This is a genomic window from Mesonia aestuariivivens (genome assembly GCF_019311235.1).
GTDB classification, from domain to species: domain Bacteria; phylum Bacteroidota; class Bacteroidia; order Flavobacteriales; family Flavobacteriaceae; genus Mesonia; species Mesonia aestuariivivens.
Genome location: NZ_JAHWDF010000006.1, coordinates 1 through 12,373, shown reverse-complemented (window position 1 = coordinate 12,373; position 12,373 = coordinate 1). Strand labels below are relative to the sequence as shown.

Below are 12,373 nucleotides of genomic sequence, written 5' to 3'. Positions count from 1 at the left end.
AGATGAAAATAAAAAATATTTGTTGTATTGGCGCTGGTTACGTAGGAGGTCCTACCATGGCAGTCATTGCACAAAAATGTCCGCATATTCAAGTTACCGTTGTAGACATTAATGAAAAACGAATTGAAGCTTGGAATGATTCTAACTTAGAAAAACTTCCAGTTTATGAGCCAGGTTTAGATAAAATTGTAGGAGAAGCTAGAGGAAGAAATTTGTTTTTTTCAACTCATGTAGATCAAGCGATAGACCAAGCTGATATGATTTTTATTTCTGTAAACACGCCTACCAAAACTTACGGAAAAGGTAAAGGAATGGCAGCAGATTTAAAATATATAGAATTATGTGCAAGGCAAATTGCTCGTGTAGCAACTTCAGATAAAATTGTAGTAGAAAAATCTACCCTTCCCGTAAGAACCGCCTCAGCTATCAAAAGTATTTTAGATAATACGGGTAATGGGAGCAAAGTTAAATTTCAAATATTATCAAATCCAGAGTTTCTAGCAGAAGGTACTGCTATAGAAGATTTACTAGATCCTGATCGTGTTTTAATTGGCGGAGACACCTCTACTTCAGAAGGCAACGATGCTATAGAATCTTTAGTAAATATATATGCTAATTGGGTAAATAAAGAACAAATCTTAACTACCAATGTTTGGTCGTCAGAACTCTCAAAGCTTACGGCAAATGCCTTTTTGGCACAGCGCGTCTCTTCTATAAACTCACTTTCAGAATTATGTGAGAAAACAGGAGCAGATGTAAATGAAGTAGCCAAAGCAATTGGTATGGATTCGCGCATCGGCTCTAAATTTTTAAAATCGTCTGTTGGTTTTGGAGGATCTTGCTTTCAAAAAGATATTCTTAATTTAGTTTATATTGCTAAATCTTATGGCTTAACTGAAGTAGCGGATTATTGGGAACAAGTAATTTTAATGAACGACCATCAAAAAAGACGTTTTGCACATCATATAATCAGTACATTATTTAATACAGTATCTGGAAAGAAGATTGCTTTTTTAGGTTGGGCGTTTAAAAAAGACACTAACGACACCAGAGAGTCTGCTGCAATTTATGTTGCTGATGAATTATTAAATGAACAATCTCAAATTGATGTATACGATCCAAAAGTTGAAGAACAGCAAATGTATACCGATTTAGACTATTTAAATACACGTTCATCTAAAGACAATAGAGAAGGGCTAACCGTACACCAAGACCCTTATAGAGCTTGTGAAAATGCTCACGCAATTGCAGTATTAACTGAATGGGATGAGTTTAAAACTTATGATTGGCAAAAATTATATGACCGCATGCAAAAACCAGCATTTTTATTTGACGGACGAGGAATTTTAAATATCGAAGAGCTAGAAAATATTGGTTTTGTATGTTATAAAATAGGAAAAGGTAAAGATCTTTAATCTATTTTGAAACTATTAGTATAGTATGTCTAAACGAATTTTAATAACAGGAGCAGCAGGGTTTTTAGGTTCTCACCTTTGTGATAAATTTATTGCTGAAGGTTATGAAGTCATCGGTATGGACAACCTTATTACGGGAGATTTAAAGAATATTGAACATCTTTTTGGAGATGAGAATTTTGTGTTTCATACGCATGATGTCACCAACTTCGTCCATATTCCTGGTAAGCTAGATTATATATTACATTTTGCCTCACCAGCGAGTCCCATAGATTATTTAAAAATCCCTATTCAAACTTTAAAAGTAGGTTCGTTAGGTACACACAACCTTTTAGGCTTGGCGAAAGAAAAAAATGCAAGAATATTAATAGCCAGCACTTCTGAAATCTACGGAGACCCATTAGTGCACCCCCAAACAGAAGATTACTATGGTAATGTAAATACAATAGGACCAAGAGGTGTGTATGATGAAGCCAAACGCTTTCAAGAATCAATCACCATGGCCTATCATCGTTTTCATGGTTTAGAGACCAGAATTGTAAGAATTTTTAATACTTACGGTCCTAGAATGCGTTTAAATGATGGCCGAGTAATCCCTGCATTTATAGGGCAAGCCTTGAGAGGAGAAGATTTAACCGTATTTGGAAACGGTTCTCAAACTAGATCTTTTTGCTTTGTAGACGATCAAATAGAAGGAATTTATAAGCTGTTGTTAAGTGATTATGTAGAACCGATAAACATCGGCAACCCTTATGAAATAAGCATCAAAGATTTTGCTGAAGAAATTATCAAATTAACGGGAACTCATCAAAAAATTATTTATAAACCGCTACCTCAAGACGATCCTATGCAAAGACAACCCGATATAAGAAAAGCAAAACAAATATTAAACTGGGAGCCTAAAGTAAATCGTGCTGATGGAATGAAAAAAACTTATAAGTACTTTAAAAGCTTAACTCCAGAAGAGTTGACAAAGAAAGATCATAAAGATTTTTCTAACCATATTAGAAAATAAGTATGTTAATTAAGCAAGGTAGGTATTCTGCATATTTAAGACCTCTGGCTTATCTTATAGATTTAGCTAGTATTCTATTATTGGCGTTACAATTTAATTTTGGAGTAATTAATTATTTAAATTACGCCATATTTATTTCAATAGGCTGGTTAATTCTATCTATTAAATCTCAGTTTTATGAGATTTATAGGTTTACTAAAGTCACTAAAATAATATCACTTAGTTTTCTACAAGCGGCCCTTTTTTCTCTTTTAGTTTTTGCATTTTTTGGTTTTTTTCAAGAACTTAATAGCCCAGTTTATAGAATTATTAGCTATTTAGTTCAATCATTAAGTTTAATATTAACGATTAAATTAACTATTTTCTATCTTTTGAAAAGATACCGAAAACGACTAGGTGGTAATTATAGAAAAACGGTAATATTCGGCAACAATAAGAAAACTAGAAATTTACAAGATTTTTTTGATCATAATCCAGAATATGGTTATCAATGTCAGGCAGTTTTTAGATTTAATAAAGAAGAAAAATTAGAAGATTGCTTTCAGTTTATTTTAGATGAAAAAATAGATGAAATCTATTGCTCTATTTCCTCACTAAAAAATGAAGAGGTTAATCGATTAATCCATTTTGCAGATAATAACCTAAAAGTTTTAAAATTTCTGCCCGACAATAAAGAGATTTATACCCGAAGGTTAAAAATGGAATATTATGGATACCTTCCAATACTCTCCTTACGAGATATACCTATAGAAGACCCTTTAAATCAGTTTATTAAGCGAATATTCGATGTCTGTATGGCTGTAATTGTTTTAGTAGGAGTGATGTCTTGGTTAACCCCGATTTTAGCTATTTTTATAATGAGTGAATCCAAGGGGCCAATTTTCTTCAGACAAAAAAGAAATGGTTTAGATTATAAAGAATTTTATTGTTATAAATTTAGATCTATGCGGCTTAATCCTGAAGCGCATTTACATCAAGCCACTAAAAATGATAAGCGTATCACTAAAATAGGAAAGTTTATGCGTAAAACTAGTATAGATGAAATGCCTCAGTTTATCAATGTACTTTTTGGAGAGATGTCTGTGGTTGGACCACGACCACATATGGTGAGTCATACGCATATGTATGCAGAGCGTATCGATAAATTTATGGTAAGACATTTTGTAAAACCTGGCATTACCGGTTTAGCACAAACAAGCGGATTTAGAGGAGAGGTAGAAACAGATTTTGATATCATTAGCCGTGTAAGATATGATATTTTTTATCTTGAAAATTGGTCGTTATTATTAGATTTAAAAATTATATTTCAAACCATCTATAATGCCGTGAAAGGTGATGAAAAAGCCTATTAATTTTTAGTATTAGATTAATACTTATTTTAAAATATATAGATATTACTTATTTTTCTAAAAAGATTAGGGCGTCAATTTTCAAACCTATATTTTTGGGTTTCCTTATAAAATTTTAATAATTATGAATATTCTTATCTTAGGTTCTGGTGGTAGAGAACATACATTTGCCTATAAAATTGCTCAGAGTGAATTATGTGAAAAACTTTATGTAGCTCCCGGAAACGCAGGAACTAAGAATTTAGCAGAAAATATTTCGCTAAGTGTTACCGATTTTCAGGCTATCAAGAATACAGTCTTAGAAAAAGATATTCATATGGTTATCGTAGGGCCTGAAGATCCATTGGTAGAAGGTATCTATGACTTTTTTCAGCAAGATTCAGCTTTAAAAGCGGTTAAAATTATTGGTCCTTCCAAAAAAGGAGCTTTACTCGAAGGAAGCAAAGAACGCGCTAAAGAGTTTATGGCGATGCATAATATCCCTACCGCTGCTTATGAAAGTTTTACGGCAAAAAGTGTAGAAGCAGGAAAAAAATTCTTAGAAACATTAAAAGCGCCTTACGTTCTTAAAGCCGATGGTTTGGCTGGCGGAAAAGGGGTTTTAATTCTTAACGATTTAGCTGAAGCAAAACAAGAATTAGAAGATATGCTCACTAATGAAAAGTTTGGTGAAGCGAGTAAAACGGTAGTAATTGAAGAATTCTTAGATGGTATTGAGCTCAGTGTTTTTGTACTTACCGATGGGAAAAATTATAAAATACTGCCAACAGCCAAAGATTATAAGCGAATAGGCGAAGGTGATACAGGCTTAAATACTGGCGGAATGGGCGCTATTTCTCCAGTTCCTTTTGCTAGTGAAGAATTTATGCAGAAGATAGAAGAACGAATTGTAAAACCAACGATAAAGGGTTTACAAGAAGAAAGTATCGTTTATAAAGGTTTTGTGTTTATTGGTTTAATAAAAGTTAATGATAACCCTTACGTGATTGAATATAATGTACGAATGGGTGATCCTGAAACAGAAGTGGTTTTACCAAGGCTTCAAACAGATTTAGTAGCATTACTTGATAAAGTAGCCGAAGGGAAATTAAATGAAGCTGAACTTGAAATAGATGAAAGAGCCGCTACAACCATAATGACAGTTTCTGGAGGTTATCCTGAGGCTTATGAAAAAGGAAAAGAAATTACTGGAATAGAAAATATTAAAGATTCAATTGTCTTTCATGCAGGGACTAAAGAGGTAAACGGAAAGGTACTTACCGATGGAGGTCGTGTGATAGCAATAACCTCGTTTGGAAAAGATTACAATGCGGCACTAAAAAAATCTTATCAAAATGTAGAAAAACTTCATTTTGATAAGATGTATTATCGTAAAGACTTAGGTAAGGACTTGAACTAGTTTTTAGTTCCAGTACTTGCCAAAGTATTTTTCTTGTCTTTCTTTTTCCTCGTCAGAAAAACTCATTAACTGTTTTACCCAATAGCAAAAAGCTATAACTCCAATGATAATAAACACCCAGTTTAGAGTATTAGCGGCGAACCAACTTTCTAGTTCAAGCTTTCTAAGTGCGTGTAAAGGAACAAATAGAATATCTACGAAAATGTACTGTATAAACTCAAAAAAATCTTTCATCAAAAGAAACTTTAGTATAATTTAGAATACAAAAGTAACAAATTAGATAATGCTAACAAGCTTTTTAAAGAAATCTAAACCTATCAATTTTGTTTTAGTGGGACTTTTTATGTCTTTCTTTTTTCTTACAGCAAATCTTTTTTATGCTGAGGGAAGCTTTTCTTTGAGTTTTATAATAGCTAAGATTGGTTTACTACTCGTGTATTTGTTTTTAATGGTACTCATTAACTTTATTGTTAAACGAAATGATGTTACTAAAAAAAACACATTTACAATATTTCTATTTGCGGTATTTACGGTTATTTTTTCACCCATTTTAAAGACAGAAGAAATAATTATAGCCAGCTTATTTATCTTGCTAGCATTAAGAAGAGTGGTTAGTTTACGATCTGGGTTACAGTTTAAAAGAAAACTATTCGATGCTTCTTTTTGGATAGGGATAGCCTTTTTGTTTTATCCAGAAAGTTTATTGTTTATATTACTCCCTTTTTTAGGAATATTATTTTATGCCAATCAAGATTTTAAAAATTGGTTGATTCCTTTTTTTGCATTGTTTAGTGTTTTTATTTTAAAAACGTGCTTAAATCTTTTGGTATTTAATCAGTATTTTTATCCCTTAAGTTACTTTAATTATCCTACGTTAGATTTTAGTGTCTATCGTAAGCTTCCTATTTTAATTCCGTTAAGCTTTTTATTAACTTTTACTATTTGGTCTTTATTTAGTTATTTTAAAACTATTCAAAAAGTGAATAGAAAAACTAAATACAGTTTATATCTAATTATGATCACTTGGTTAATCTCTATTTTTTTAGTGCTGTTAACTCCCCATAAAAACGGAGCAGAATTGTTATTTTTTATTCTTCCCGTATGTGTTATTGGGGCAAACTATTTTGAGCAAAAAGGCGAAAAGTATTTTAAAGAATTTTTGTTAGTATTTTTGCTGTTACTAACAATCATAATCGCTTTAATACCTTCGTGAATTTATTTTTAACTTATATAGAAAATCAACTTCAGCAGCGGCTAATCTACCCATATGAGTTTGTAGAAATACAGTATGAAAATTGGAGTACTTACGCTAATTTTATTTACGATTTTTCATCATGGGATGCCCTTGTAGAAGCAATGAAAGCAACGATAGAAGCTTATGGGTTAAATAAACGAGAGTTTTTTAATTACGCGGCTAACCGCTGGTTTAATTATTGGAGTACTATAGCGATAGAACAAATTTTTACAGAAGTTGAAGGAATCATTCCTTCATTAAGTTATAAGAATCGTTTAGTAGATTTTAATTTAAGAGGAATAGATTTTTCTTTGAACATCACTGTATTTCCAGAAGATTTCAAACAAACTCTTTATTATGCACAGCATCACCAAGAAGAACTTTTGTATTGGATGTGTAGTAAACACCCCCAGCAAGAAATCTTATCCCCTAAAAACAGATTGTTTGTGATCGCTTATTCTAATGAAGTTGAACCTTGGAAATTAAAAGCAGAAATCAGTTGGCTAAAAACAGTCATTCAAAAATATGTTTCTACCTTTGATGCTTCAAAATTAGAGCAACTTCAACTAAATGGAGAAAGCTTCTATTCAGCTATAATTTGGGCGGTTAAATGAATTATATTGGGTCTAAACATAAACTTTCTTCTTGGATTATTGAAGTTGTAAATAAAACGGTTCAGCAGCCACTTTCAGAGTTAACATTTTGTGATTTATTTGCAGGAACGGGCATTGTAGGTAGAAGTTTTAAACCTCTAGTTCATAAAGTTATAGCAAACGATGTAGAGTTTTATAGTTTTGTATTGCTTAAAAATTATATTGAAAATTATCAAGCCATTTCTTCTTCAGAAAAGTATATAGAATATTTAAATAATCTAGAAGGAAAATCAGGATTTATCGCCCACGAATATGGAGAGAAAGGGAGAGGAGAACGTTTATTTTTTTCACAAGCAAATGCAGAAAAAATAGATGCTTGCCGTCAACAAATAGAAGCTTGGAAAAATTCTTCAGAAATTTCAGAACAACTATATTATTTTTTATTGGCTTCTTTGCTAGAAAGCGCCGATAAAGTAGCAAATACAGCATCGATGTACGGAGCTTTTTTAAAGAAATTAAAAGCTTCTGCAGCTAAAGAAATAGAAATTCACCCCGCTACTTTTATAGAAACTGAAACTAAACATCAGGCATTTCAAGCAGATGCCAATGAGCTCATACCACAATTGCAAGGCGATATTTTATATCTAGACCCGCCTTACAATGCACGCCAATATGGTGGTAACTACCATTTGCTTACCACTATCGCAAAATATGATACCTTTGTACCTAAAGGAAAAACAGGACAGCGAGATTATTATCGTTCTGTATATTGTAAAAAGAAAAAAGTAATTATTCCGTTTGAAGAATTAATTAAGCAGGCAAAATTTTCATATATTTTTTTAAGTTACAATAATGAAGGTTTAATGGCTCCAGAGAAAATTAAAAGCATAATGAGTAAATATGGTTCTTATAGTTTGGCTCAGAAAAGTTATAAGCGTTTTAAAGCCGATAAAACTGAAAATCGCAATCATAAAGCCAATCAAACCCTAGAATATTTACATATTTTAAAGAAATAGAAATTGATTAATACATAAAAAGGAAAAAATAACACTATGTTTTCAGATAAAGCAAATCAAATCTTTCAAGAAGTAATAGCAAAATATCACGTAATGAATACGGTAGACCAGCCGTTTGAAAATGCTTACGATAAAAATACAGATTTAATTGAACATTTATTATACAGAAAATGTTGGATAGACACGGTTCAATGGCATTATGAAGATATTATTCGAGATCCGCAAATAGATCCTGTTTCAGCTTTAAAATTGAAACGACAAATCGATGCTTCTAACCAAGATCGTACCGATATGGTAGAATATATTGATAGTTACTTTTTAGATAAATATAAAGATGTAACCCTTAAACCTTCGGCAACAATTAATACCGAGAGTCCTGCTTGGGGAATTGATAGACTTTCTATTTTAGCCTTGAAAATTTACCATATGAATGAAGAGGCAACTCGAGAAGATGCTTCACAAAAGCACCAAATGGCTTGTAAAGCAAAACTAGATGTTTTGTTAGAACAACGTGTAGATTTATCTTCTGCAATCAATCAGTTACTACAAGATATAGAAAACGGAGATAAATATATGAAAGTCTACAAACAGATGAAAATGTATAACGATGAAGAGCTAAACCCTGTTCTTCGTAGTAAAAAATAGTAGTTTAAAAATTACAATCATGAAACCGCATAGCCACATTCTTGTGATTAGATTTTCTGCCATGGGAGATGTGGCGATGACGGTTCCTGTATTGCAGCGTTTGGTAAAAACCTATCCGCATTTAAAAATTACTGTGTTAACCAAGCCATTTTTTAAACCTATTTTTGAAGAAGTGCCCGGTGTAAACATTGTAACTGCAGATGTAAAACAGAAATATAAAGGAATTTTTGGGCTTTGGAAACTCGCAAGAGAATTAAAATTACTTCAGCTTGATGCCGTAGCCGATTTACATAATGTTTTGCGGACTAAAATTCTTCGATTTTTTCTTTTTTTCTTCGGAATAAAATCTGCTGTGATTAATAAGGGTAGGGCAGAGAAGAAAGATCTTACTAAGTTAGCCCCTAAGATTATTAAACCTTTAAAAACCACGCATCAGCGTTATGCAGATGTTTTTGCAAAATTAGCGTTACCAATAGATTTAAACTCACCAATAACGGCTGATAAACATTCCCTTCCGCAGTTACTTAAAACGCAATTAAAAGATTATCGAAAATGGATTGGAATTGCTCCTTTTGCAGCGCATAAGCCAAAAATGTATCCGCTTTCTAAAACGGAAGAGGTGATTGCACAATTAGATGCAAGTGGTCAATACGATATACTTTTATTTGGCGGTGGAAAAAAAGAAAAACAACAATTAGATCAAATGGCTTCTCGTTATCAAAATGTGTATAGCATGGTAGGAAAATTGAGTTTTAAAGAAGAGTTGCAAACCGTTTCTAATTTAGATGTAATGTTGTCGATGGATAGTGGTAATGGCCATTTGGCATCAATATTTAATATTCCTGTAATCACCATTTGGGGTGCTACGCATCCTTATGCAGGTTTTGCTCCATTTCAGCAAGCTCCAAAATACCAATTATTGCCTGATTTAGAAAAATATCCTCTCGTGCCCACTTCTATATACGGAAACAAAGAAATTGAAGGTTATGAGGATTTGATGGAAAGTATTTCTTTTGTAGAAATTTTAAATATAATTAACCACTTATTAGAAAAAAACGAGTAGAATTTTAAACTCTACTCGTTTTATAGATTAATATACTACTTATAGTCTCTTAGGTGGTTTCATTATTTATTTAAATATACCCAGCCTTCATATTTTTTACTAATTGGAGTTTTAATTTCTAATACATAGAAATAGGTTCCTACAGGTAAGTTATATCCTTCAAACTTTCCGTTCCAAGGTTCAGAGTTGCTATTACCTTCGTAAATTTTTCTTCCGTTTCTTTGGTATATTTTTAAATCGTAACTGTTGCTATTGTCTAAACCTGTTATTTCAAATTGATCATTTACACCGTCTGCATTTGGAGAAAAGCCATCGGGAATAAAAATATCACAATTTTCTAAAGTTATGGTTAAACGATAAATTGCGTAACAAATAGAAGTGTCGCTGTTTTCTACTCTAACAAAAAACTCTTCTTTTGCATTTGTATTTTTAAAAACAGATGCATCGCTAATCGGATTTTGCAAATTATCAGCGTCTATCTTGGTTAAGTAATAGCCTTCGATGTTTTCATCTGCCGTTAAGTTGAGTTGATTAATAGCACTAGTAAGATTTACAGTAGCTGTTAAAGCCTCAGAGCATATAAGTAAATTTGCTTCTTCTGTAGTTAAACCACCATAAGAAGTTTCAATATTAAAACTAACTGTAGCGTAACAATTGCCATTTGTCGTGCTTTCTGCTCTTACGTAAATGGTTTGTATATCATTTAATGCTTGGTAATTATTTATTGAAGTTATTGCATTTTGTGCATTTTCTGCCTCTGTTAAACTTTCATAATAGCTCAAATTATAATTTTCTCCATTAAGTATCACAGATTCATTTTGAGTTAAATCAAAATTCATAGGTGAAGTATTTGGGGAACATTCATTTAAATTAATAGGTATTCCTAAATTCACTGTGTTTGCACAAACTTGAAAACTATCAACACTGTAGCAAGATGAATTTGTACTACTTTCAATTCTAGCATATAAAGTTTGACATCCGGGAGTGTTCAAGGTAAATTGATCATCAAAAATGATAGCATTGGAATCGTTTTCAGCTGCTGTTTGACTGGTATAGTAATTAATATTAAAATTAGAAGGATCTTGCGTACCTAGAATGTTAACATCATTGACTGTTAAATTAAATGCTAAGCTTTGTCCCGTATTAAAGCAGTCAGTTAAATCTAGTAGGCTTATAATTTGTGGACTTTGCGAAGTTTGTAGATTCATTTCTCCAATAGCAGAACATCCCGTTGTTACATTTTCAACTTTAATATAAACGCTTACTGTAGTTCCAGCGGTAACAGGATAATCGGTATTATTATTAATTAACGACGACGAATCATTATTTTCTGCTCCAGTCAAAGTGGTGTAAAAAGAAATATCATAGTTTGATACTGTTGAAACAAATGAATCTGAAAAGTCTGTTAAATTGAAATTTACTAGTCCATTTTGATTATTATCACAGTCTCCGACTACATCTATACTATTATTTAATAAATTTAACGTCCCTAAATTTAAATTAATTTTAGCAATACTGTAACAACCAGAAGCATTGATAACTCTAATATAAGCGGCATCGTTTATATAAGCTATTGTGTTTGTATAATTGGTAGGATCACTAATATAATTTGTATTACCTTCTTGAGCATCTTCTTCTGTGGGATAATATATGGCACCGGCGTTAGCGTCTACAAAAATATTGTCTTGAACACTAGTTAAATCGAAAACTTCAAAACCATCACCATTATTATCACATCTTGTAATAGATTCATTATTTGAATTTAAAATTACGGCATCGATAAATACTTGTACATTTTTTACGCTATGCTTATCAGTGTATGCTCCTGTAGCCGCAGAAAATCCAAAATATCCTGTTTGAAAATTTGAAGCTCCTGGTTGAGTGGGCGGAATTCCATCAATAACGATATTTCCATCAATAATCACCTGAATGTTTCCATTTTCCCAAATTATTTCAGCATGTTGATAATTTGTATTTCTTAAACTTGGTATTACAGCAGATCTTAGTAGGTAATTATTAGGATCTGCTTCGGAGAAATCTGGACCAAAACCTACTTGAATTTCTGGATTATCAGTACCACCTATATTGTTGTCATTGTCATAAGTATCAAATGCAATTTTTAATCCATTAGAGCCGTTAGGGACGCCTATGGTTTCACCTTCATTAAAATTAGTAGGTGGTGTATCTATATACCAAAAAGCCAAACCGTCTGCATACTCACCTGAACTATCATACATTCTAAAATCAAACTCAACACTCCATTTTGCACATTGGTTTAGACTATATGCTTCATTATAGTAAATAGCACCATATTGAGACATATTATTAGTTGTTAAAACGACTTCTTCGCCATCTACTGAAGCATCATTCACAAGTTCCCACCCCGTAATATCTGCAGGATCTCCTGTAATTTCTGCAATTAGCGTATTTTGGGCAAAGCTATTAATGCTCATTAAAAAACACACTAGAAATATTAATTTAAAATAATTTTTTTTCATTTTTATTTAGTTTGGTTTATTATCTTTTTAGGGTAAAGTGATTTTTAATGGTATTAGGTCTAGGTTCTCCAGGGTTACCTTCTTGATCTGGTATTGCTGGTTCCATATATTCTACTCTAAACCAGTAGTCTCCTGAGGGCACTGGA

11 protein-coding genes are annotated in these 12,373 nt (G+C 32.1%); 9 read left to right on the top strand and 2 right to left on the bottom strand.

Features of this window, described 5'->3' with window-relative positions; all coding sequences use genetic code 11:
• The first annotated feature begins 2 nt into the window (after positions 1 to 2).
• The 4 genes from KW502_RS06875 to purD all read left to right on the top strand — a co-directional run bounded on the left by KW502_RS06875 (position 3) and on the right by purD (position 5,178).
• On the top strand, positions 3 to 1,415 hold the full coding sequence (locus KW502_RS06875) for a UDP-glucose 6-dehydrogenase (RefSeq protein ID WP_219039808.1): 1,413 nt from the start codon (positions 3 to 5) through the stop codon (positions 1,413 to 1,415).
• A gap of 25 nt (positions 1,416 to 1,440) precedes the next feature.
• Positions 1,441 to 2,430, top strand: coding sequence for a UDP-glucuronic acid decarboxylase family protein (locus tag KW502_RS06870; RefSeq protein ID WP_219039807.1), 990 nt, complete (start codon positions 1,441 to 1,443; stop codon positions 2,428 to 2,430).
• 2 nt (positions 2,431 to 2,432) lie between these two features.
• The gene (locus KW502_RS06865; protein ID WP_219039806.1) at positions 2,433 to 3,782 is read left to right on the top strand and encodes an undecaprenyl-phosphate glucose phosphotransferase; all 1,350 of its coding nucleotides are present in this window, start codon (positions 2,433 to 2,435) and stop codon (positions 3,780 to 3,782) included.
• Between the two features lie 121 nt (positions 3,783 to 3,903).
• Positions 3,904 to 5,178, top strand: coding sequence for a phosphoribosylamine--glycine ligase (purD, locus tag KW502_RS06860; RefSeq protein ID WP_219039805.1), 1,275 nt, complete (start codon positions 3,904 to 3,906; stop codon positions 5,176 to 5,178).
• 3 nt (positions 5,179 to 5,181) lie between these two features.
• Here purD and KW502_RS06855 read toward each other — a convergent pair whose 3' ends face one another.
• Positions 5,182 to 5,412, bottom strand: a complete 231-nt coding sequence (locus tag KW502_RS06855) for a DUF6341 family protein (protein WP_219039804.1) — start codon at positions 5,410 to 5,412, stop codon at positions 5,182 to 5,184.
• A 49-nt stretch (positions 5,413 to 5,461) separates the two neighbouring features.
• On the opposite strand from KW502_RS06855, the gene KW502_RS06850 reads away from it, so the two are divergent.
• From KW502_RS06850 to KW502_RS06830, 5 genes are read left to right on the top strand one after another with little or no spacing between them, the layout of a single operon-like run.
• A complete protein-coding gene (locus KW502_RS06850) occupies positions 5,462 to 6,391 on the top strand; it encodes a DUF6427 family protein (protein WP_219039803.1) in 930 nt (309 codons plus the stop codon).
• Positions 6,388 to 7,026 carry a hypothetical protein gene (locus KW502_RS06845; RefSeq protein WP_219039802.1) on the top strand — a complete coding sequence of 213 codons (639 nt, stop codon included), beginning with the start codon at positions 6,388 to 6,390 and terminating at the stop codon, positions 7,024 to 7,026. Before KW502_RS06850 ends, KW502_RS06845 begins: the two co-directional genes overlap by 4 nt.
• On the top strand, positions 7,023 to 8,021 hold the full coding sequence (locus KW502_RS06840; RefSeq protein ID WP_219039801.1) for a DNA adenine methylase: 999 nt from the start codon (positions 7,023 to 7,025) through the stop codon (positions 8,019 to 8,021). Before KW502_RS06845 ends, KW502_RS06840 begins: the two co-directional genes overlap by 4 nt.
• Before the next feature lie 36 nt (positions 8,022 to 8,057).
• Positions 8,058 to 8,666 (top strand): DUF4254 domain-containing protein, encoded by a 609-nt coding sequence (locus KW502_RS06835; protein ID WP_219039800.1) that lies wholly within the window; start codon positions 8,058 to 8,060, stop codon positions 8,664 to 8,666.
• A gap of 19 nt (positions 8,667 to 8,685) precedes the next feature.
• Positions 8,686 to 9,729: a glycosyltransferase family 9 protein gene (locus KW502_RS06830; protein ID WP_219039799.1), complete on the top strand. Its 1,044-nt coding sequence runs from the start codon at positions 8,686 to 8,688 to the stop codon at positions 9,727 to 9,729.
• A gap of 62 nt (positions 9,730 to 9,791) precedes the next feature.
• Here the strand turns inward: KW502_RS06830 and KW502_RS06825 are convergent, their stop codons facing one another.
• The gene (locus KW502_RS06825; RefSeq protein WP_219039798.1) at positions 9,792 to 12,227 is read right to left on the bottom strand and encodes an FIDD domain-containing protein; all 2,436 of its coding nucleotides are present in this window, start codon (positions 12,225 to 12,227) and stop codon (positions 9,792 to 9,794) included.
• Positions 12,228 to 12,373: the final 146 nt, after the last annotated feature.